Origin of the sequence: Legionella maceachernii, assembly GCF_900167045.1 — a bacterium.
Taxonomy (GTDB): domain Bacteria; phylum Pseudomonadota; class Gammaproteobacteria; order Legionellales; family Legionellaceae; genus Tatlockia; species Tatlockia maceachernii.
Map to the genome: position 1 here is coordinate 110,792 of NZ_FUXJ01000011.1, position 21,630 is coordinate 132,421.

A 21,630-nucleotide genomic window follows, 5' to 3' on the forward strand; every position below is an offset into this window, starting at 1 on the left:
TCAGGATGACAGTGAGTGTTGTCGTCCTGAGCGAAGCGAAGGATCTCCTGGGTTTAGGATGACACCCAATTAAGCTGCAGGTGATGCACTAATGCGCTGAGGCAATTCTTCTTCCAAGAAAACGTGCGAGCGAGTAGCGCCTGTTGGGTGGAAAAAGGGATAATCGTGCCGATGTTTGTTATAAATCTCTTTTTGCACTTCTTGCCCAATGCGCTGTTTAATTTTTTCTTCCGAGGGTTCTTCCATATCCTGAATATCAGCGCGGAGCTTTTGTAGCTCTTGAATTTTCTCGGGTGCACGGGCATGAGGATCTAATGTCACTTGGCTCAGATGCTTATTAATATACTGATCAATCCGAAACATTGAGTGCTCAACTTTCCATTCATTCGACGGCTGTTTGGCTGTGGCTTTAATGGTTACTGATTTTTCTTGTGTTTGTCCGGTTTGTCTATTCCATGCTTGTTCCCATGTTAGTGGATGAGTTGTTGGGATTAGGCGTGTTGCTAGGTAATCCCAACCAGCTGCTGCAGCAAAAACTGGAGTAAAGAGTAGCTTAAGTGCTCGAGTGGGAATATCTGCACTGTGATCATGGCCATGCCCTTCACTGAATCGTTCTTTAATGAGATCCTTGGTATCGTGGCTGTGTTCATGGCTATGAAAGAGATCCCCTAGAAAATAATGCAGATCTTCAAAAAATTCGCTAGTAAATCCAAGTATGGCGGAAATGATTTCCGGTATACCTGGAACTCTGTCTGATGAGACTGCCATACTCACGAGATGACCAATAAAAAGGAGGATCCGTAACGGCAGAAAAGTGACAACTAACAGTAAACGCGGGATGTTGATAAGTTGTAGCCAGTTTTCATTTTGGAGCAATGCCTTAAAGCCTTTAGAAAAGGCATTGGCAATTTTACTCCAAATGCTTTCTTTCATTTTAGTGGCATTGTCAATCAGCGCCAATGACTCACTGGTATTTTGCAAGTTAAAAATAAGTTGAGCGCTCCCGGTAATAATCGCAATGCCGCTTGCAATTAAATTAGGGATTTTGCCCATCCAGGCAAATAAAGGCCGTGTATTTTTGGCCACAGTCCACCAGGTGCCCGCTGTGCAGATTGTTAAGGCAACCGTTAAAGTAAGCAACACAACAGCGGAAACTGCCATGAAGACTGTGCGGGCATTTACGCCATTTTTTAGATCATCACGTAGATTGCGGTACCATTTACGCAGCGAATCGTTATTGATCATATCGGTTACTGCGTTATAAATAAGAAAGGTGTAGGCAGCACCGGCAAGGATTGCCATCGGGATAATAATTGCCGGTAAGGTTGCAAAAGGTATGGCTGCAAGGAAAGGGAGAGCGCCGAAGGCTTCAACTAAAAGATAGGTGGTGCCTAGGCTCATAAAGATACCTGCCAGCGTACTGAACACTTTTACTGCGGTAAAGGTTTTCTGACGTTGTTGCAAGAGCTCTTTAGCATCGTCTTGGCCATGTATTTTAAGCCAATCGCGCAATTTTCTTTCATAGTCGGTTAAGTTGGTTTCCTCATAACCTTCCTTATCCGTGGAAAACAATTGCAAAGCAAACCATTTTTCCATGTCACGCAAAGTTTTTTCAATTTGTTTTTTGCGCTTTCGCGAATCTTTATCTAAGCGTTTATGTCCAAATTTACTCAGTAATTTAAGCTGTGCCTCATAGTCTTTAAAAAACGGTGGGCAATCTTCTGATCCTGTATTAATGACTGGCGGATCGTTTGTAAATTGCTTCAATAAATATTCATTAGCAAGATGATTCTTCAAGTAATCCCGCTTAAAAAATAGTTTATTGAGTGCTCCTTTAATGTTTTGCAGGTAAATCTCTCCCTCATAAGCCACAGATAATACAAAAGAGCCAATGGCTAGGGACAGAAGAGGGACAATGGTAAACATCCCGGTAAAACTTAAAAAGCCAATGATGAGGCTAGCTCCAAATGTTAAGAGCGAGAGTAAGAGGTAATAGGGGATTTTTTTAAACTTCATTTTTGTTAGTTTCATTATTCACCTTGAAAGCGGCTCAAAGGAATTGCAACTTTATAACAAATGAAAATGATTATCAATAAGGTTGAGATCAAAAAAAGGCCATCCAGAAATAAACGCGACTTTAATTGACCAAGAGGGATATCAAGACCACCCACAAAAGCTCATTTTTGGCGTAAGTAGGGGCTTCATTAGCGAGCCGTCTGGGCAGGATAAAAAACCAAAAACCTGATATACGGACTCATTTGGTAGGGATGTGTTTTATGCCTCCTATTCTTACGTCAGGAGATACGCTCAGTTTGCTGAATACCGAGCATATGACAAATTTCACTAAGCTAGCACTGGCATTCGTATGGAATTAACCAGCGGATGAGTAAAATACATTAATTGGTTAAACCATATCCCCTTTCATAGCTATTCTCAGTAGGTTTAATTGGATTAGGTATATTGACAGGAAGCTTTCCTTTAGCTCGAGCGATGCCAAAGATCACTCGAGTTAATGCAGGCATGCTAGGCCCACGATAATACCCTTGAGGGCCCCTAGCAAGATAGCCATAAAAATTATAACCGGCTAACATGGCATCCGAAACAGATTGATAATGAGGTAAATCGTAAGGAGCAAACAAACTAATAAAAATTGTTTTTTTGCCCTTCGCTTTGGCATAGGCCAATGCTTGGAAAGCAAATTGCGCTTCATTCATTTCTGTCTTTAAAGGGGATAAAATATTTTTTTCAGGGGTTACTGTTTCACTGTCGCCTCTAGGTAGATCGGGGAACACTAAACTGCCTTGGGGCAGAGAAAACGCTGCCGCAGGAGTTAATTTTTTTAATCCAGTTAAAGGCAGCGATTTTGTTGTGCTGTTTCCTACGATGACGATGTCTGCTTGATCGATGGCTAATTTTTCTGCTTCTAAATGGGTATCAGCCATTTTTCTAAAACTGACTTCAATGTCTTGAGGTAACTGCAATTCTCCCTGTAATCGTTTAATTTCCTCAGCAATTCCTGCGCCCTGTTCTAACCAGGGAGTAAGTATATGAATTCGCGTGGGTTCCAATGCATGAATAGGCAGTACATTTTCTTTATTTTGGACTAGCGTTATTGCATCATTGGTTACCGCCCTTTCTAAATCCCGCTGACTCTGATCGGAAATAATCTGCTGTGCGCGGGCAATCTTTTGTGAAAGTGTCAATGGCTCAGGTTCAAGCAAGCCTAACTTCATTTTAAGTTTAATGATTCTTAATACCGATTGATCAAGCCATTGCGCTGAAATTCTTCCCTCAACGACAGCCGTTTCAACTTTGCTAATAAGTTCAGTCAACTGATGTGCTTCTTCAGGTTGCGAAACTGTTATAGGCATAAGTGCAATATCGTCCCCGGCAATGAACGCTTTAATAGTCGCTTCAGCCGCATCAAAATTCTGTGCAATGGCGCCCATATCTAATGCGTCAGTAATGATAACGCCTTGATACTTCATCTCATTTCGCAATAAATCAGACTGTATTTTGTGTGACAAGGTTGCTGGCACCATGATGTTTTTTCCGGATTTATCCGCATAAATTAGGCTATCATCGAGAGCAGGAAATTGAATATGTGCGGTCATAATTAATTCAGGTGGATGATGCTCAATAATCTGTTTAAAGGGATATAAATCAATTTGCATGGCTTGTTCTAAGGTATGGGTAACTATTGGTAAACCAATATGACTGTCAATTACTGTGTCGCCATGACCGGGAAAATGTTTCAAGGTTGCGGCGATGCCTTCCTCTTGCATTGCTTGAGTAAATTGTAATCCGAGTTGGTGAACTAATTCTGGATCATCCGAAAATGAGCGCACGTTAATGATAGGATTTAGCGGATTAACATTCACATCGACATCAGGCGCAAAATCAATCGATATGCCGACAGCTTTTAAATTTTTAGCCATCACTTTAGCAATTTTGCTATTGTAAGGCTCTTCAGGCTGGCCCAGATGGGCAGCGGCAATTGCCATATTACCTGGAAAAGTAACACTCGAATCACGTGGCAGCCGCGAGACAATTCCTCCTTCCTGATCGGTGCCTATGAGCAGAGGTAACCGTTGAGCCTTGTGCATTGTTTGTTGAAATGCATCGGTCAAGCTTGTGATTTGAGGTATATCTTTTAAATTATTTGAAAATAAAATAATACCCCCAATATTGTTCTGGCTTATGATTGTTTGCACGGTTGGATTCATGCTCACGAAATCTTGAGTGCAAAGTTGATGATTTTCTGGTTGAGATGGGCACCAATAGCGAAAATCCAGCATTAATTTTTGACCAATTTTCTCTTTAACTGACATTTGTTGTAAGCGATTGAGTGCTTGTTGCTCAATCGATTCTGTGGGAAAACTGTGCTCTGCGTAGAATAGCTTGCTAAATAAAATTCCAAAAACCAGCATGCTGAATCGAGTTAATTTCTTCATTTTTTCTCTGCAATCAAGCCAATATCAGCTTTGCTGTCCTGGCATAAAAGAGCGATTATATGAAAGTAAACGCTTTAGAACAAACAGAGTATGCAACTTGGTTAGATTTATGCTTAAGTTAGAGTTACTCAAAATGAAGAGGATGAATTGACTATGGGATCAGAGCGAAGTTGGAATCGCGTTGCTTTCTTGTTCCAAGGAGGCGGTGCACTAGGTGCGTTCCAGGTCGGCGTTTTTGAGGCCCTGCAAAGTGCAGGATACCATTTTGATTGGGTCAGTGGTATTTCAATCGGAGCAATTAATGCAGCAATTGTTGCCGGAAATCATCCTGAAAATCGGTTAGACAAGCTTAGAAAATTTTGGAATGCCATTAGTACGCCCGCTTCTTTTCTAGACTTAGATTTTTGGCATCAAGATCCAGAATTTCGTAAACTCTACAATTATTGGCATGCTCACACAACGCTCCTCTTCGGACAACCGGGTTTCTTTAAGCCCCGCCTGATCAATCCTCATTTCTTGCTTAATGCTTCACCCGATGTCATTAGTTTTTACGATACTTCAGAATTACGAGCAACCTTAGAAACTTTAATCGATTTTGATTTATTAAATAGTGGAAAAACGCGGCTGACATTATCTGCGGTGCGGGTTGATAATGGAGAGCAAGTTCTTTTTGACACCAAAAACCAAAAAATTTACCCCGAACACATCATGGCAAGTGGTGCATTACCGCCCGGGTTTCCTGCAGTCAATATTGATGGTGTGAATTATTGGGATGGTGGCATTGTGAATAATACACCGATAGAAGTCATCTTAAATGATTTACCCCGCATAAGCACCCTTTGCTTTATGGTGCACTTATTTGATCCTGAAGGGGATGAGCCCACTAATTTAGACCAGGTGTTACTCAAGCAAAAAGACATCAGTTATGCGAGTAATTACAAACGCGTCATTAAATCCTTTTGCGAAACTCATGACTTGCGGCATGCAATAAAAGAACTTTATGATCTGCTACCGGATAACGTAAAAAAAATGCCTAAGGCAAAAAAATTAAGTTCTTTAGGATGTCGAAGTACCATGATAATGGTTCGTTTTCATCGGCATGGCTTACCTACTGATTTATCGTCAAAAGATTATGCGTTTTCCCCTCTTTCAATCAATGAAGGAATAGCGATTGGATTTGAGCAAGGGAAAGCTGCTTTAAAAAATCCGGCCTGGTTACAGTCTGTTCCTAAGGACACCGGCGCTGTACTCTATGACGTTTTTCCTCACGATCATACGCAACAAACTCACTTTCATCATGACAACAAAAAAGAGGGCTAGGATAAGATTTCTGTACCTTAGTGAAGCTGCAAAAACAAAAAGTATTGCTTACTTTAACGCTTCTTTAGGTTTACCCGGAGGAAGTGGAGGACAATGGTATTCGGTGGTAATCTGTCCTTGTATGTCCACTGCCTGCAAGGTGACAGGGAATTTCCACAAGCTATAAAGGTGTTTAAGCACTTCATTGGTGCTTTCTCCCAAAGGAATACGGTTTTGTTGCGTGTACTGCAAGATTAGAGATCGATCTCCTTCTATATCCACGGAATAAACTTGAATGTCTGGCTCTAGCGACCCAAGATTATATTGTTTGGATAACGATTCTCGAATCGTTTGATAACCCTGCTCATCATGAATTGCATTGACCACTAAGTCAGGATTGCGATCGTCATCGACAATAGAAAATAACTTCAGTTCACGAATTAAGCGGGGCGATAGATATTGGGCAATAAAGCTTTCATCTTTAAAATTACGCATTGCAAAATCCAAGCTAGACAACCAATCACTGTTTGCTAAATAAGGAAACCAGCGTTTATCTTCTTGCGTTGGGTTTTCACATATTCGCTTTATGTCTTGCATCATGTGGTAGCCTAATGTGTAAGGGTTAATCCCAGTAAAATAAGGGCTATTGTAAGAGGGTTGCATAATAACATTCGTGTGGTTTTGCAAAACCTCCAGCATGAATTCGTCGGTCACTAAGCCTTTATCGTAAAGTGCGTTTAATAGCGTATAGTGCCAAAAGCACGCCCAGCCTTCATTCATGACTTTTGTTTGCCCTTGAGGATAAAAATATTGAGCAATCTTTCGTACAATCCGTACAATTTCGCGTTGCCAAGATTCTAATAGGGGGGCATTTTTTTCAATAAAATAAAGAATGTTCTCTTGCGGTTCCTCCGGGAAACGCTTTTTACGTCCATTTTCGTCAACGTGTTTGCTTTTAGGTATAGTACGCCACAATTCATTGACTTGGGATTGCAGATAGATTTCCCGGTTTTGTTGGCGAATTTTTTCCTCTTGCATCGATAAACTGGCCGGATGCTTATACCGATCAACGCCATAATTCATGAGCGCATGACAAGCATCAAGAATAGCTTCTACTTCATCGATGCCAAAGCGCTGTTCACATTCACTGATGTAATTTCTTGCAAAAACGAGATAATCAATAATCGCATCCGCAGAGGTCCACATTTTAAAAAGGTAATTGTTTTTAAAGAAAGAGTTATGTCCGTAGCACGCGTGTGCAATGACTAACGCTTGCATAGCCATCGTGTTTTCTTCCATTAAATAGGAAATGCAAGGATTTGAGTTAATCACCAACTCATAGGCCAAGCCCATTTGGCCACGCTTATAGCTCTTTTCTACCCCTACAAAATGTTTACCGAATGACCAGTGATGGTAACCGATTGGCATGCCAACGGAGGCATAGGCATCCATCATTTGCTCAGCAGAGATAATTTCAATTTGATTGGGATAAGTATCCAGTTTGAAATCTTTTGCTAAGCTTGCAATTTCTCTATCGTAGGCTTGAATAAGTTCGAATGTCCATTCGGCGCCAGAAGATAAAGGTTTTTTTTTCATGCCGTCTTCCTTTTGAATAATTCGCGAAACACAGGATAAATATCGGATACTGTGTCAATATTTTCCATGGCAAAATTAGGGTAGATGCTTTTGACTTGCTGATAAACTTCCCAAAGGCTTTGATGGTGTCGAGGCATAATCTCAATGTAGGCGAAATATTGGAGCAGAGGCATAATTTTTTCTTGGAGTAGCTCCTGGCAATAGGGGGAATCAGCATTCCAATTATCCCCGTCTGAAGCTTGAGCTACATAAATGTTCCAAGAAGATGCGGGGTAGCGGGCTTCAATGATGTGGTGTAGTAATTCCAATGCGCTAGAGACCACTGTTCCGCCGGTTTCACGAGAATAGAAGAACTCTTCTTCATTGACTTCTTTTGCCGACGTATGATGACGGATAAAGACCAGCTCAATTTTTTCGTAATTTTTAGTCAGAAAAAGATAAAGCAAAATAAAGAAGCGTTTGGCGATGTCTTTTTTAGCTTCATCCATCGAGCCTGATACATCCATTACACAAAACATGACAGCTTGTGTGGATGGGGCTGGAATGCGAATGCGATTATTGTAACGAATATCAATCGTATCAATGAATGGAACACGACCGATTTTCTTCTTTAAAAATTCAACATCTCGTTGCAACCGCAATAAATCCACTTGATCCGGATTAGCTGAGGCTTCAAGCTGCGCCAGTTCTTCTTCCGCTTCTCGCAACTGGCGTTTATAGGGAGAAGCCAGTGCTATGCGTCTTCCTGCTGCTTGTCGCATCGAGCGCACGACATTGATATTTGCAGGAATACCACTGGTACTGACACCTGCTCTAACCGTTTTAAACGTCGTTAATCGCGCTAATTCTTTTTTGATTAAATCGGGAAGCTCTAAGTCTTCAAAATACAACTCAAGGAATTCTTCACGTGAGAGTTGAAAAACAAAATCATCTTCGCCTTCGCCGGTGTCACTGGCTTGACTACCCCCACCTCCGCTACCGCTGCTGGGTCGTTTAACGCGATCCCCTGAGATGAATTGGTCATTGCCTGGAAAGATTTTCTCTATACGCCCACCTGGACCGCGGCGAAATCGCGGTTCAGAGATATCTTTGGCAGGGATACTGATTTGCTCTCCTTGATCAATTTCAGTAATACTTCGCTTACCCACTGCTTCAGACACTGCGCGTTTAATTTGATTTTTATAACGACGCAGAAAGCGCTGGCGATTCACGGTGCTTTTTTTGCCCGCATTCTGTCGTCTATCTATCAGTTGCGACATAAACCTGTCCTCTTCAGCTCCCGCTGATGTCAGTGATTATTGTGATTTTCTTACACGGAGGTACCATTCACATAATAACCTGACTTGTTTGCGGGTATAGCCTTTATCGATCATGCGCGCAATAAATTCCTCGTGCTTCTTCTTGTCATCTTCAGAGGCTTTCGCATTAAACGAAATCACAGGCAACAAATCCTCAGTATTGGTAAACATTTTTTTCTCAATGACAGATTTTAATTTTTCATAACTATTCCATACAGGATTTTTACCATGATTATTTGCGCGCGCTCTGAGTACAAAATTCACTACTTCATTACGAAAATCTTTTGGATTAGAAATACCTGCTGGTTTCTCAATTTTTTCGAGTTCTAAATTCAGTGAAGCGCGATCAAAAATTTCCCCTGTATCCGGATCGCGATAATCTTGATCCTGAATCCAGAAATCGGCATAAGTAATATATCGGTCAAAAATGTTTTGCCCGTATTCAGAGTAAGACTCAAGGTAAGCAGTTTGAATTTCTTTACCAATCAATTCGACGTATTTGGGCGTTAAGTACTCTTTAATAAACGTTAAATATTTTTCGTGTAATTCCTGAGCAAATTGCTCTTGCTCAACTTGTCGTTCTATCACATAAAGCAGATGAACGGGGTTGGCAGCCACTTCTGAGTGATCGAAATTAAAGACCTTCGATAAAATTTTAAACGCGAATCGTGTTGAGATACCGCTCATTCCTTCGTCAACACCGGCAAAATCCCGGTATTCCTGGTAAGATTTTGCTTTAGGATCCGTATCTTTTAACGACTCACCGTTATACACACGCATCTTCGAATAGATACTGGAATTTTGAGGTTCTTTTAATCGTGTTAATACAGAAAACTGCGCAAGCATTTCCAATGTGCCCGGGGCACAGGGTGCATTCTTAAGCGAGCTATTATCAAGCAATTTTTGGTAGATGCGCTGTTCTTCAGAAACGCGTAGACAATAAGGAACTTTAACGATGTTAATCCGGTCAATAAAGGCTTCGTTGTTTTTGTTGTTACGAAATGTTTGCCATTCTGCTTCGTTGGAGTGGGCGACAATGATGCCTTCGAAAGGCAAGCCGGATAAGCCTTCGGTTGCGTTATAGTTGCCTTCTTGGGTTGCTGTCAATAAAGGGTGCAAAACCTTAATCGGTGCTTTGAACATTTCAACGAATTCGAGTAATCCACGGTTAGCACGACATAGGCCTCCAGAGTAACTGTAAGCATCGGGATCATCTTGGGAAAATTCTTCTAGCTTACGAATATCCACTTTCCCCACTAAAGAGGAAATGTCCTGGTTATTTTCATCCCCCGGCTCTGTCTTCGCAACGGCAATTTGTTTTAAACGTGAGGGTTTAATTTTGACGACGCGAAATTGGCTGATGTCGCCGTTGTATTCTTGAAGTCTTTTAACCGCCCAAGGCGACATGATGTAACGCAGATGACGTGGAGGAATACCAAAGCGCTCCAGCAGTATCTCACCATCTTCTTCTGGATGGAATAACGACAGAGGAGAATCAAAGACAGGTGAACCTTTAATGGCATAAAAAGGAACTTTTTCCATTAAATCTTTCAATTTTTCTGCAAGTGATGATTTACCTCCACCCACAGGACCCAGCAGATAAAGAACCTGTTTTGTTTCTTCTAAGCCTTGAGCAGCATGTTTTAAAAAGCCAACAATTTGCTCAATCGGTTCTTCCATTCCGAAAAATTCTTTAAAAACAGGGTAGTAAGGTATGACTTTGTTAGAAAAAATACGTGAAAGAACCGGGTCATGCCGAGTGTCAATCATCTCCGGTTCGCCAATCGCCATCAGCAAGCGCTCGGCTGGGTTGGCATAGGCGGCAGGATCTGTTCGACACAGTTCTAGGTATTCATCTAGACTTAACTCCTCCGCTTTATTATCCACATAGCGTCTCGTATAGTTTGCTAAAAACTCGGTTGTATTCATAAGCCCTATCCCCTTTCACTTAGCACTGCTGGCTACGCTATTCTTTGATTCTTTTTGTTTTTCGCTTTAATCTTCTAGTTTTAGTATAACTCATATAATTCATATGAAAATTTTTTATTACTAAATTATTAATGTTGTACCTTAACATGACCGGAGCAAAGTTCATGCCAGACAAAACGATTTATCGCAAAGACTATCAGGCACCTCATTTCAGTGTGGAGACCGTCGATCTTGATTTTGACCTTTATGATGACCATGCCCTCGTTGTTAACCGGATGAAGCTAAAGCGTCATCAGTCGGGCGAATTGCATCTGTATGGAGATGAATTAGAGCTCGTTAGCGTATACATGGATAATAAACAGCTTATCGATAAAAAAGACTATCGTCTACAAGCCGATGATTTAATTATTGAAAATTGCCCGGATGAATTCACTTTAGAGATAACCACGCGCACCTATCCCCAAAATAATACGAAATTATCTGGACTGTATCGTTCCCATCAACTGTTTTGCACGCAATGTGAAGCAGAAGGCTTTCGCCGGATCACGTTTTATTTAGACCGGCCGGATGTATTGGCAATCTATACGACGAAAATCACCGCTGACAAAATTAAATACCCTGTGTTGCTTTCCAATGGGAATTTAATTGATTCAGGCAGCTTAGAAAATGGGCGGCATTGGGTGAAATGGGAAGATCCGTTCAAAAAGCCGTCCTATTTATTTGCCTTAGTGGCTGGAGATTTAGCGTGCGTGCAAGATAAGTGGGTTACTGCTTCCGGTAAGCCGGTTGATTTACGTCTTTATGTTGAACCAGGCAATGAAGATAAATGTGCCCATGCCATGGCTTCTTTGAAAAAAGCCATGCGCTGGGATGAGGAAGTGTATGGGCGTGAATATGATTTAAACATTTATATGATCGTTGCGGTCAGCGATTTCAATATGGGGGCGATGGAAAATAAAGGATTAAATCTTTTTAATTCCAAATACATTCTGGGCCGTCCTGACACCGCAACGGATCAAGATTTTGCCGATATTGAAGGCGTTGTTGGCCACGAATACTTTCATAATTGGACAGGAAATCGCGTCACTTGCCGAGATTGGTTCCAGCTTAGTTTAAAAGAGGGGCTAACGGTATTTCGCGATCAAGAATTTTCTCGGGACATGAATTCCCGCGATGTCAATCGAATCCTCGATGTTAAGGTATTACGCAATATCCAATTCCCTGAAGATGCTGGAAGCATGGCACATCCAGTAAGACCTGAGTCTTATCAGGAAATTAATAATTTTTATACCGCGACAGTTTATAACAAGGGTGCAGAAGTGATCCGTATGCAACATACGCTGCTGGGAAAGGAAGGTTTTCGCCGGGGTATGGATTTGTATTTTCAACGCCATGATGGGCAAGCTGTGACCATTGACGATTTCGTTGCCGCAATGGCTGATGCTAATCAGGTTGATTTAAGTCAATTTAAACGTTGGTATAGCCAAGCGGGGACGCCGGAGATTCGGGTGATTACAGAGTATAGTCAAGGTAAGCTTACCCTAATTATGTCTCAATCGTGTCCGCCCACGCCAGAGTGCAAGGAAAAGAAACCTTTTCATATTCCCCTACGCATCGCGCTATTTGATGAACATGGCCAATCTTTGCCGCTAAAACAAGACGTATTGGAATTACGGGAGGAGCAGCAGGTCTTCCATTTCAGCAATTTGCCAGGCAAACCCATCGTTTCGTTGCTCCGAGATTTTTCTGCACCCGTGAAATTGCATCGTCAAGTGAGTGAAGAAGAGTTGCTTGCTTTATTACGATTTGAGTCGGATGGTTTTGCTAAATGGGATGCAGCGCAGCGATTAGCGCTGACTTGCATCAACCATTATTTTAAAACGTCGCATGATAAATGGCATATTCCTCAAGCCCTGATTGAGGCTTATCGTCACATTTTAGAAGACGAGTCGCTGGATTATGCGTTACGTGCCGAATTATTAATGCCTCCAGGATTTGAAGATGTTGCTGGTGATTTAAAAGTAGTGGATGTGGCTGTGATTGAAAAAGCCCGCGATTTTTTCCGTAGTGAATTAGGTAAGCAGCTTTTTGAGCCATTGTATGCGAAGTATCAGTCGTTATGGCAAGCAGAAGATCACGGCATGCATGCTGAGGCTTATGGCAGAAGGCGATTACGCAATGTTTGTTTATGGTTAATGATGAAAGCCGATGAGTCTCGCAGTTTAGCGCTCTGTCAGCAGCAATTCATTAAAGCGAAAACCATGACAGATCAACTTGCTAGCTTCGCTGCTTTAAATGATTGTACACAAGGCACCGCGAGAGAGCAGGCAATTGATAACTTTTATCGTCAGTGGTCTCAGGATGAATTGGTGTTAGATAAGTGGTTCTCTATCCAAGCCATGAGCGAATTACCAGGTACTTTGGCGCGAGTTAAGACTCTACTTAAGCATCCAGCGTTCAGTATAAAAAATCCCAACAAGGTTCGTGCCGTGGTGGGTGCTTTTTGTCAGGCGAACCCTAAACATTTTCATGCTGCAGATGGAAGTGGTTATGCTTTTCTTGGTGAGATTTTGATCCAAATCGATAAAATAAATCCACAGATTGCCGCGCGATTAGCAACGCCATTTACACGTTGGCGCCGTTACGATCCACCTCGACAAAAAGAAATGAAAGCCCAGCTTAAGCAGCTGGCTGAGCTTAATTTGTCCCGGGATTTAAGCGAATTGGTGGAAAAAAGTTTAGTGGAGTGAGCATGATTAATCGTTTTGCGGTAATGGGAAATCCAATTTCACATAGTCTATCTCCATTAATCCATCAGCGATTTGCAGAGCAAACGGGCATAGAATTGAGTTATGAGAAATTACTCGTGCCCGAAGCATTTTTTGAAGCGCAAGTTCTGGATTTCTTCACTCAAGGTGGAAAAGGTTTAAATATCACATTACCGTTTAAACAAAGGGCTTTTGCCATGGCACGTGTACATACCCCGCGAGCCTTACAGGCTAAAGCAGTCAACACACTCTGGATAAGCGAAGATCAATTGCATGCAGACAATACGGATGGAATTGGTTTAATTAGAGATCTGGGCCATTACCTTAATCTCGCAGAAAAGCAGGTTTTGTTGTTGGGTGCTGGAGGGGCTGCGCGGGGAATTATTGGGCCTTTGTTGGATGCAGGAATTGGTAAACTTATTATTGCTAATCGCACCGAGGAAAAGGCGCATCTCTTGCGAGCTGATTTTGCACAAATCCTTTGCAGCCCTTTGTCGGAGTTAAAAAATGATTTTGATTTAATCATTAATGCGACTTCAGCGAGTTTAATGGAAGAAGACATGGGAATACCGTACTCATTACTAAAGCCCACGACTCTTTGCTATGACTTAGCCTACAATCGCCAACATCCTACTGCTTTTGTTAAATGGGCCAAAGAACAAGGTGTCGTCGGGGTTGATGGGTTAGGAATGTTGGTAGAACAAGCCGCAGAAGCGTTCTTCATTTGGAATGGTATCATGCCTGATGTGCCGGCTGTATTGAGAGAGCTAAGGCAAACCTAAAAAATGTTTCGTTTAAGCTAGATTAGAGTACCAGTGTTCATCTTAGTTAAATTTACTTGAAAAGAATGTAATAAGTGAGCTATGACGTAAAGAACTTAGTCACCTCATCGGCTGCGACGATAGTGTCTTTATAACCTAAATCGAGCAGCTCGCGAGTAAATCCGGGCTCAAACAATAAAAAGCTGAGTAAATCGCCCGATTTATTTTTTGCACCCAAAATATTAAGTAAAAAGCGCAATAAGGCAGGCATACTCGGGTACTGTGCTTGAGCAATGTCTGCAATGTCAATACTGGGTCTTAGATGGAGCGTTTCGATTGGACGCCAAGGAGATCGACGTTTTTTCCATAAGGATAAGAGGCGGGCAATGTCATTCATGCGATTAACCATCTCGATATCACGATCGAGATTGTCAAGGAATAACCCATTTAACATGCCACCTAAAATATGCGCAAAGCCGACTTCCCCATTGCGCAACTGATCGGGATCATGAAAGACGGGTAATGGACGTGTACCCAAAATAAGAATTTTTTCAACTTGAAATCGTATAGCACCGCGTAAAGGAGAAACTAAACCTATACTGCCATCGCCATAATGAAAACCATCAATATTGACGGTGGGAAAGAAAAGGGGTAACGCGCTGGAGGCTAGTATATGTTCCATCTTAAGTGAGGCTTGTTGGCTGACATGACGAGGGTAATGCCAATCTTCAAACTCTGGAAAATCATGCCGGTAAAAAGAGATCGTTTGCTGGGTTTCGTAGCAATGACTGATCACTTCCATGGCTTCCAAGTGGTTAGCAGCAATGTTGGCATCAATCATGTCGAAATCGATGTTGGTTGTGATAAATTCACGCAAAGGGGTGGTGTTAAGCAGATGCCCAGATTGACGTTGTTTAACAATGAGATGACTTAAATTGCGCAGTACGGATTTACTGAGCTCATAATTGCTGGCATTAAAAATTTGATGGCAGTGAATTTCAGCCCACATTCCCTCGAGCTTTTCTAAACCCATTGGAAAGTCATGAGCATTTTCAGCCAAAACAGCGGCATTAAGACAGCCGACACTGACCCCACTAATCATTTCAAAAGGAATCGTTTTCACTTGCAAAATATGGCCAATGGCTTTTAGCACGCCGGCTTGATAAGCACCTCGCGCTCCACCTCCGGCCAAAAAAAGGGCTTTCCTAGCCATATGTATTTCATGTTTTTCTTTTTAAGGAGGATTAGGGGAATATAGTTGACTAAACAGGGACTGGCAAGCATTTTTATGGAAACTCAGCAAGAATAGGGTTCGCCGGTGTAATGGCGTGCTCATGAAATCTTGAGTATTGTAATTTCGTTGTTTCAATGATGGATGTGATTATTTAGGTCATTTTGACTAACAATATTTCTTTTTTTCGGGATCAATTCATAAATTCTGGTATAATCGGCCGGTAATTTAGCTACTTGGGTAATTAATATGGGTGATGGGCGATTGCAGCCAGACGAAGCCACCATCAATGAAGCCATCGCTTCTGAACCGACTGAGGCTGCTCTTTTAGTCGCAAGAAAACAAGTCTTAGAAATGCAACAGCCGGTTAGCTTTACGCCAAAGCCCATGCTACCGGATGCGTTAACCCTTGCCTTATTAGAGAAAATTCCTTTTCTTGCCAATTTTTTGCGCAGTGTTGATGCGACTGGTGTTTCTCTAAGTAAATTAGCTTATATTCAAGGGAATGAAGTAGCAGGTACTGTGAATTCTGGCTTTCGTATCGCGGGTGCTGTTATCGCCTTTATCGATTTTATTCGTATTCCTGCGATGTATTTGGCCGCATGGCTTTTAGACCAACCCCTTTCAATTAACTTATCGCAAAAAGCTAAATGGCTTTATTCAGCAGTTATTTTGAGCTTATCCCTCGCAGGGTTGTTGGCTCCTACCACAATTGCACCGTTCATTGCATTGGCTGCGGCAAGTCTTGCTTTTATGGTTAGTGTTTTTACGCTGAGTAAGTTGTTTTATGACCGCCATCAAACAAAGCAATTATTGAAGCAAATTAAGCAAGAGATTGAGAAGACCGAGTTTGAGTTACAGCAGATGATATCGCGGGCTAAGGAATTAGGTGAGCTACTTAATACGCCTGATAAAAAGAAAAATTACTTGGCCTATATTGAGCAAGTTAACCAATTGCAAGAGGACATGGATGAAAAAAAAGAGACGCTTCAAGAATTATATGATAACCAATTAGAAGCAGCCCAACTATTAGAAGGCCTCGGATGGCACGGCGTTTTGGATAAAACGGTGGGATTGGGTTTAGCGACCACCGCATTGATTGGATTAACTCTCTCTCTTTTTTTCCCCGTTATTGGTTTAGCCATTTTTGGGGCTAGTGCTGCAGGGGGTTGTCTATACATTCTTGCACGCATGGCTTGTATAGCCATTCCAATGATTAGGGATAAATGGAAATCTGCTCAACCCAATGAAACACCGCCACAAGAGGTATTGGAAACCAAGTCTAACTTGTATCAAAATGAAAAAGCATTTCTACTACAAGGAGCGTCTCAGGTCTCTCTAGAGCCTTCTTTAACGATAGACCCTATGGGGGAGGCATTAGGAAAGAAGGTAGCCGGCTCAACAGGGCTTAGGTTATTTGATCCAAATAGAAACTCAAAACCGCAGAACGTTGAATTACCAGAGAATAATTCAGAATGTGTATTGTAAAACACGACAGCATGCCAATCCAAACTTTAAAAATTAATCCTATAATCTTTAATCGCTCTGCTCTAACGTAATAAAGAAGCAACACGCAATTTCCAAAGGCAGCACTTTCGTTATCCCTTAGTACCTGAAATAGGTTGGCATTCGGCCCAACAAAAAGTGGGTGTAAATTTCAACCCAAACGTTGCCTTGCGCGCAAAGTTTTTGTTGAGCGAAGGCTCAATCTACGGGATTTTTACTGTACGGACGCTCTGTTTGCATTTCCTTCTGAACTGGTATAGCGTTTAGCTTCTTTAAGGTTACAGGTAATTCAATGATGACATTGTTTGGCGAGCAACCACGCGCTTTTCGTATGATTTTCATGCTCGAAATTTGGGAGCGCTATGGATTCTATACCATGCAAGGAATCCTCACCTTATTTTTCATTCGGTATTTAGGATTTAATGACAGTGAGGCCTATTTCACATTTGGGGCTTTCTCCGCACTCGTCTATGGCTTGGTGGCTTTGGGTGGATATCTTGGTGATAAGGTGTTAGGTACCAAGCGTACGATTGTTTTAGGATTGATAACGCTTGCTCTCGGCTATCTTTCGTTGGCTCTGGCAAATAAACAAAATGTCTTCTTCGCTTTAGGCCTGATTTGTGTTGGCAATGGTTTATTTAAAGCAAATCCTTCGAGTTTACTAGCCAAATGCTATGACCCAAATGACCCTCGTTTAGACAGCGCCTTCACACTGTACTACATGGCAATTAATTTAGGCTCAACGGTGGCTTTGTTTGTAGGGCCCGCACTCTCGAGTCGGTTTGGTTACTCTTATGCTTATTTCAGCAGTTTTGTGGGTTTGTTGCTGGGACTAGCTAATTATTTTTTCCAGCGTCAACATGTCGCGCCTATTAATACCCCTGCTGATAGCAAAGTAGTGCCGCTCTGGAAATGGATTCTTATTATAGGGGGAGTGGTTATCGTAAGTTTGGTGGCTTCTTATTTGTTACAACATGTGATTTTAGCGAAAGACCTGGTTTGGGCGATTACTATCGTAGTGGTAGGGATTTATTTCTTTTTAATGCATAAGGAACAAAAACATTCCAAGCGACGGATGCTGGTTGCTTTTATTTTGATGCTTGAAGCGGTTGTTTTTTTTACACTCTATCAGCAAATGCCCACCTCATTAAATTTATTTGCAGTGAATAACATTAAGCCTGTACTTTTGGGTATCGTGCTTGACCCGCAAAGTTTTCAGGCGCTCAACCCCATTTGGATTATTCTTATGAGTCCTGTCTTAGCGGCGTTTTACAATGCCTTAAATCGCCATGGGTATTCCTTTTCTATACCTTACAAATTCGCATCGGGCATGCTGTGTTGCGGTTTAAGTTTTAGTTTGCTTTATTTTGCGCGTTACATGCATGATGGACATGGCATTGTTTCATCGTGGTGGTTAGTCGCAAGCTATTTTTTTCAAAGTACGGGTGAGCTTTTGGTTTCAGCATTAGGAGTAGCAATGGTTGCTCAGCTAGTACCCAATCAAATGACAGGGTTTGTGATGGGAATGTGGTTTTTGACGTCTTCCGTTGCTGGATTTATTGGCGCCTATGTCGCTGCGCTGACTGCTCTTCCTACTCATGTAAAACCTGGCATAGAATCGTTAACGATTTATACTCAAGTTTTTGCTTATATAGGTCTTTCCACCTTAGCAATCGGTGTATTCATGTGGCTAAGCGCGGCTAAGTTAAATCGCTATATGAATCCCAGTGACTAGACGGCCTCCATCGCTAAGCGTTGAGGCGGGGTCCGCATTTCGGTAAGTACCCGCCTAACGACTAAACTAATGTGGGTTAAATCAATAGGCACATAGGTTAATAAGGCAGTGCCATTCAAGTAATCTGGGTTTAATGCATTATAGTAATGAGTGAGCTCATCGGCTTTGTCTGGTTGAAAAGAAGGGGGATTAAGCCATTGCATTGGGTGATTAATCAGCAACGGATGCCTAGGATTAGCATTCCAACCATTCTGTCTTTTCAAGCTCTCTGCCAGCATTATAACAAATTCAGGGATAGGCTGATTTTGTCGCGGGTGAATTTCATTGTTCAATTTGGCTAAAAATTGATATCTTTCTGGGGAGCCGGCGAGGGTAAAATACACCATTTCTTCCTCCGGACGAACCAGTTTATAACGGATAGCTTTTGCCAGGCAAAATTTAGCCGCGGTAAAGCTTAAGTCAATCTTTGGATCGTGATAAGTACCTCCGGTGTAGGCAGTTACTTGTTTTCCTTGTGCTTTAATGAGATTTCGACAAATACGGCTAAAGCCCACGATACTGTGGTTGTGATAAAAAATCCCTAGCCCGCCACTTTTTCTCAATCCTAAAACATTCTCATAGAATTGCTGAGTGTCTACCAGGGAGTAGTGTTTGCGCGTAAATTGTTCAAGTGCAAAGATTAGCTTATCAGATAAGGGTAAATGAGATTCAATCTCTATTGATTCTGTACGTAAAGCTAAAGAACTGCTCATTTTTCTCTCCCTAGAAAAAGGCATAAGCAACTAAATTAAAAAGAAAATTTCCAAATGTCAAATCCACATTCAAGATTTTACATGAATTCGACGAGCGCATTTTTCCTGGTCGGAACAAGGGTCGAAAGAAAGTGATTTAGATAATGCAGCCAGTATCACAGAAGCTTTGATAGCTAATCCCATCGAAACGTATCGTGCTATCTTCCGAAATCCTAAAAAGATAACGTCTCGAGAAATGCGTTATTCAGGAGATGAGCCTCCCTCGAATAGCCGTACACCTTGTTTAAGAGATATACTCTCATCAACAAGGAACAAAAATGGTAAAAAATGCAAGAAACTTCGGTAACGCAAAGGGATGGGCACGTTCATCATAATGAAGCTCATGGTTGAGCGAGAAGATTAAATGCCTAAAATTGCTTTAACAAAAGGGACTGTAATTTTACGTTGTGCAGCTAAAGAAGCTTTATCCAAAGCGTCGAGGATACGGTGTAGATCGTGCATGTTTCGAGCACAACGATTAATTAAAAATTGCCCGACGGTGGTGGGTATTTCAAACCCTCTTTTATTAGCATGCTGTTGAAGCGTTTTAATTTTTAACTCATCGTCTAACTCATTAAGCTGTATAACTAAGCCCCAGGCTAGGCGTGATTTGAGATCCGCTAAATGGATATCCAAATTGGGAAGTGATTTTCGGCTGCTGATGAGAAGCATGGTTTTGCCGTTATCACGCACTTTATTGTAGAGATGAAATAGCGCTTCTTCCCAAGCTTTATCCGCAACAATAGCATCGATATCATCAATAGCAATTAAAGTTTGTTCTGAAAGATTATCCAGGCTTTCAGGTCCCCATTCTTTAAGAATGGGTAAGGGTAAATAGATGGATGAAGCATTCGCCCTCGCCTGACAACAGGCTTGCAACAGATGAGTTTTGCCACAGCCAGAATTGCCCCAGAGGTAGAAGAGGCGCTCACCAATTCCTGACAAGCCATCGTTTATTTGCTGCTCTAAAAGAGGATTGGCACCCCAACAAAAATCCGCTAAGGTTGCCTCATCGTTTCGCTGAATTGCTAAAGCTAACTGACGATTCATTTTGCCAGATGATCAATCGAGCACGCTTTCTTACTCCAGGTGCAAACATAATCGAGGTAAGTAGCGGAAGTAGTAATTGCGGTAATTACCATCAGCGTATTAATAATAAAGGAAGGAAATGCAAAAAAGGCCAATTCAAAAAGGCAAAGGGTGACGAGTGCCAGTTGAAAAGTCGTATTGACTTTACTGAGTAAAGTAGGCTCGAAATCAAGCTTGCGCTGCACAAACCAAAACCAGGCGACTACTCCCATGGAAATAGTTAAATCCCGCATAAACACAAGAATCACTAGCCACCAAGGTAATTCGCCTAGCAAGGCTAAAGAGATAAAACTGGAAGCAACCAATAGCTTGTCTGCCAGAGGATCAATAAATGAGCCTAAAGGACTTTGCCAATGGAAATATCGAGCTAACCAGCCATCGAGTCCATCGGTAAATCCTGCTAGCATGAACATGTAAAAGGCGTTTACGTAATCATGTTTGTAGAGAAACACCAGAAAAGGCGCTATCAGTACTAAACGAAATAGAGTAAGCGCGTTAGGTATATGTCTTAGTATCATATGTAAACGACTGTTAATACGCGTCATCGCTTTTGGGTAATGGTGTATGATTTTCGCCAGCAGCTTGAGTAATACAATCCCTAAAGTGTATACAATACTGTTGCTACTGTCACTCCCTCTGTATAGAAGTGGCTCTTCTCTTTATTATAACAGCCGAGCTAGGGGTTTAGTGGATTAGGTATGGATTGGTGTATTTTCTTTTGACTGCTGTGCAACTTCATTGTTAGTGCGCAATGATATTGCCCATTAAAAACTTTGGCATCATTCTCTTTTGCAAGAGAAAAAGTGGAGCAATTAACGAAGCAAAATGAAGAGCTGATTCGCGTCCCTGCGCTACAGGATTAGGGTCTGTTGACAATTCACCTGCCGCCTACGTGCCGCGGCTTGTCCGCGGCATCAATAGATGGTCAAATTAAAAGCTGAACTACCTAATTCATTGATTAATGAAAGCAAACTCATAATATAACGGCTCAGATACCAAGTATAAAACGAGTTTGCAATGCTAAGACTTATGCTCAATGACGAGCGTTGGTCAAAGCTGAGGGAGATCATGCTACAGCACAGGATTTATGACAAGCCCAATCTCCGTAGGATAGTGGAGGCAATGTTATATCGCATGCGGGTTGGGTGCCCTTGGCGTGACCTACCGATAGAT

The 21,630-nt window shown here is 41.8% G+C and carries 15 protein-coding genes; 6 read left to right on the plus strand and 9 right to left on the minus strand.

The genetic code is table 11. The features are described 5' to 3' along the window. Positions 1-69: 69 nt before the first annotated feature. Complete coding sequence (locus B5D33_RS10735; protein ID WP_058450980.1) at positions 70-2,031, minus strand: phage tail family protein; 1,962 nt, start codon at positions 2,029-2,031, stop codon at positions 70-72. Positions 2,032-2,396: 365 nt separating this feature from the next. Then, positions 2,397-4,454 carry a glycoside hydrolase family 3 protein gene (locus B5D33_RS10740; protein WP_058450979.1) on the minus strand — a complete coding sequence of 686 codons (2,058 nt, stop codon included), beginning with the start codon at positions 4,452-4,454 and terminating at the stop codon, positions 2,397-2,399. Positions 4,455-4,607: 153 nt separating this feature from the next. Here B5D33_RS10740 and B5D33_RS10745 point away from each other — a divergent pair, with 153 nt between their 5' ends. Continuing rightward, on the plus strand, positions 4,608-5,774 hold the full coding sequence (locus B5D33_RS10745) for a patatin-like phospholipase family protein (protein WP_058450978.1): 1,167 nt from the start codon (positions 4,608-4,610) through the stop codon (positions 5,772-5,774). A gap of 48 nt (positions 5,775-5,822) precedes the next feature. On the opposite strand, the gene B5D33_RS10750 is transcribed toward B5D33_RS10745, so the two are convergent. Genes B5D33_RS10750 through B5D33_RS10760 form a run of 3 tightly spaced genes read right to left on the minus strand, consistent with a single transcriptional unit; the run spans position 5,823 to position 10,576 of the window. After that, complete coding sequence (locus B5D33_RS10750) at positions 5,823-7,349, minus strand: SpoVR family protein (RefSeq protein WP_058450977.1); 1,527 nt, start codon at positions 7,347-7,349, stop codon at positions 5,823-5,825. After that, complete coding sequence (locus B5D33_RS10755; protein ID WP_058450976.1) at positions 7,346-8,608, minus strand: YeaH/YhbH family protein; 1,263 nt, start codon at positions 8,606-8,608, stop codon at positions 7,346-7,348. Before B5D33_RS10755 ends, B5D33_RS10750 begins: the two co-directional genes overlap by 4 nt. 36 nt (positions 8,609-8,644) lie before the next feature. After that, positions 8,645-10,576, minus strand: a complete 1,932-nt coding sequence (locus tag B5D33_RS10760) for a PrkA family serine protein kinase (protein WP_058450975.1) — start codon at positions 10,574-10,576, stop codon at positions 8,645-8,647. Between the two features lie 164 nt (positions 10,577-10,740). Here B5D33_RS10760 and pepN point away from each other — a divergent pair, with 164 nt between their 5' ends. Beyond that, positions 10,741-13,326 carry an aminopeptidase N gene (gene pepN / locus B5D33_RS10765; RefSeq protein ID WP_058450974.1) on the plus strand — a complete coding sequence of 862 codons (2,586 nt, stop codon included), beginning with the start codon at positions 10,741-10,743 and terminating at the stop codon, positions 13,324-13,326. Positions 13,327-13,328: 2 nt separating this feature from the next. Continuing rightward, positions 13,329-14,126 (plus strand): shikimate dehydrogenase, encoded by a 798-nt coding sequence (gene aroE, locus B5D33_RS10770; protein ID WP_058450973.1) that lies wholly within the window; start codon positions 13,329-13,331, stop codon positions 14,124-14,126. A gap of 79 nt (positions 14,127-14,205) precedes the next feature. On the opposite strand, the gene B5D33_RS10775 is transcribed toward aroE, so the two are convergent. Continuing rightward, a complete protein-coding gene (locus B5D33_RS10775; protein ID WP_058450972.1) occupies positions 14,206-15,318 on the minus strand; it encodes a patatin-like phospholipase family protein in 1,113 nt (370 codons plus the stop codon). 267 nt (positions 15,319-15,585) lie between these two features. Here B5D33_RS10775 and B5D33_RS10780 point away from each other — a divergent pair, with 267 nt between their 5' ends. Together B5D33_RS10780 and B5D33_RS10785 are read left to right on the plus strand one after the other, a co-directional pair. Then, entirely contained in the window at positions 15,586-16,824 is a 1,239-nt protein-coding gene (locus tag B5D33_RS10780) for a hypothetical protein (protein ID WP_058450971.1), read from the plus strand. A gap of 310 nt (positions 16,825-17,134) precedes the next feature. After that, a complete protein-coding gene (locus tag B5D33_RS10785) occupies positions 17,135-18,577 on the plus strand; it encodes an oligopeptide:H+ symporter (protein ID WP_058450970.1) in 1,443 nt (480 codons plus the stop codon). Here B5D33_RS10785 and B5D33_RS10790 read toward each other — a convergent pair. The 3 genes from B5D33_RS10790 to B5D33_RS10800 form a co-directional block, all read right to left on the minus strand. Further along, the gene (locus B5D33_RS10790) at positions 18,574-19,329 is read right to left on the minus strand and encodes a hypothetical protein (protein ID WP_058450969.1); all 756 of its coding nucleotides are present in this window, start codon (positions 19,327-19,329) and stop codon (positions 18,574-18,576) included. The genes B5D33_RS10785 and B5D33_RS10790 overlap by 4 nt on opposite strands. Positions 19,330-19,728: 399 nt before the next feature. Then, complete coding sequence (hda, locus tag B5D33_RS10795; protein WP_058450968.1) at positions 19,729-20,418, minus strand: DnaA regulatory inactivator Hda; 690 nt, start codon at positions 20,416-20,418, stop codon at positions 19,729-19,731. Next, positions 20,415-20,975, minus strand: a complete 561-nt coding sequence (locus B5D33_RS10800; RefSeq protein ID WP_058450967.1) for a CDP-alcohol phosphatidyltransferase family protein — start codon at positions 20,973-20,975, stop codon at positions 20,415-20,417. The genes hda and B5D33_RS10800 overlap by 4 nt, the downstream gene beginning before the upstream one ends. Before the next feature lie 499 nt (positions 20,976-21,474). Here B5D33_RS10800 and B5D33_RS10805 point away from each other — a divergent pair. Beyond that, positions 21,475-21,630: transposase (locus B5D33_RS10805; protein ID WP_139364749.1), on the plus strand; the 156-nt coding region annotated here is incomplete at its 3' end.

Bases quoted from the DNA above. Each gene is read 5' to 3' on its own strand.
- B5D33_RS10735 (WP_058450980.1), bottom strand. From the start codon at position 2,031: ATGAAACTAACAAAAATGAAGTTTAAAAAAATCCCCTATTACCTCTTA.
- B5D33_RS10740 (WP_058450979.1), bottom strand. From the start codon at position 4,454: ATGAAGAAATTAACTCGATTCAGCATGCTGGTTTTTGGAATTTTATTT.
- B5D33_RS10745 (WP_058450978.1), top strand. From the start codon at position 4,608: ATGGGATCAGAGCGAAGTTGGAATCGCGTTGCTTTCTTGTTCCAAGGA.
- B5D33_RS10750 (WP_058450977.1), bottom strand. From the start codon at position 7,349: ATGAAAAAAAAACCTTTATCTTCTGGCGCCGAATGGACATTCGAACTT.
- B5D33_RS10755 (WP_058450976.1), bottom strand. From the start codon at position 8,608: ATGTCGCAACTGATAGATAGACGACAGAATGCGGGCAAAAAAAGCACC.
- B5D33_RS10760 (WP_058450975.1), bottom strand. From the start codon at position 10,576: ATGAATACAACCGAGTTTTTAGCAAACTATACGAGACGCTATGTGGAT.
- pepN (WP_058450974.1), top strand. From the start codon at position 10,741: ATGCCAGACAAAACGATTTATCGCAAAGACTATCAGGCACCTCATTTC.
- aroE (WP_058450973.1), top strand. From the start codon at position 13,329: ATGATTAATCGTTTTGCGGTAATGGGAAATCCAATTTCACATAGTCTA.
- B5D33_RS10775 (WP_058450972.1), bottom strand. From the start codon at position 15,318: ATGGCTAGGAAAGCCCTTTTTTTGGCCGGAGGTGGAGCGCGAGGTGCT.
- B5D33_RS10780 (WP_058450971.1), top strand. From the start codon at position 15,586: ATGGGTGATGGGCGATTGCAGCCAGACGAAGCCACCATCAATGAAGCC.
- B5D33_RS10785 (WP_058450970.1), top strand. From the start codon at position 17,135: ATGATGACATTGTTTGGCGAGCAACCACGCGCTTTTCGTATGATTTTC.
- B5D33_RS10790 (WP_058450969.1), bottom strand. From the start codon at position 19,329: ATGAGCAGTTCTTTAGCTTTACGTACAGAATCAATAGAGATTGAATCT.
- hda (WP_058450968.1), bottom strand. From the start codon at position 20,418: ATGAATCGTCAGTTAGCTTTAGCAATTCAGCGAAACGATGAGGCAACC.
- B5D33_RS10800 (WP_058450967.1), bottom strand. From the start codon at position 20,975: ATGATACTAAGACATATACCTAACGCGCTTACTCTATTTCGTTTAGTA.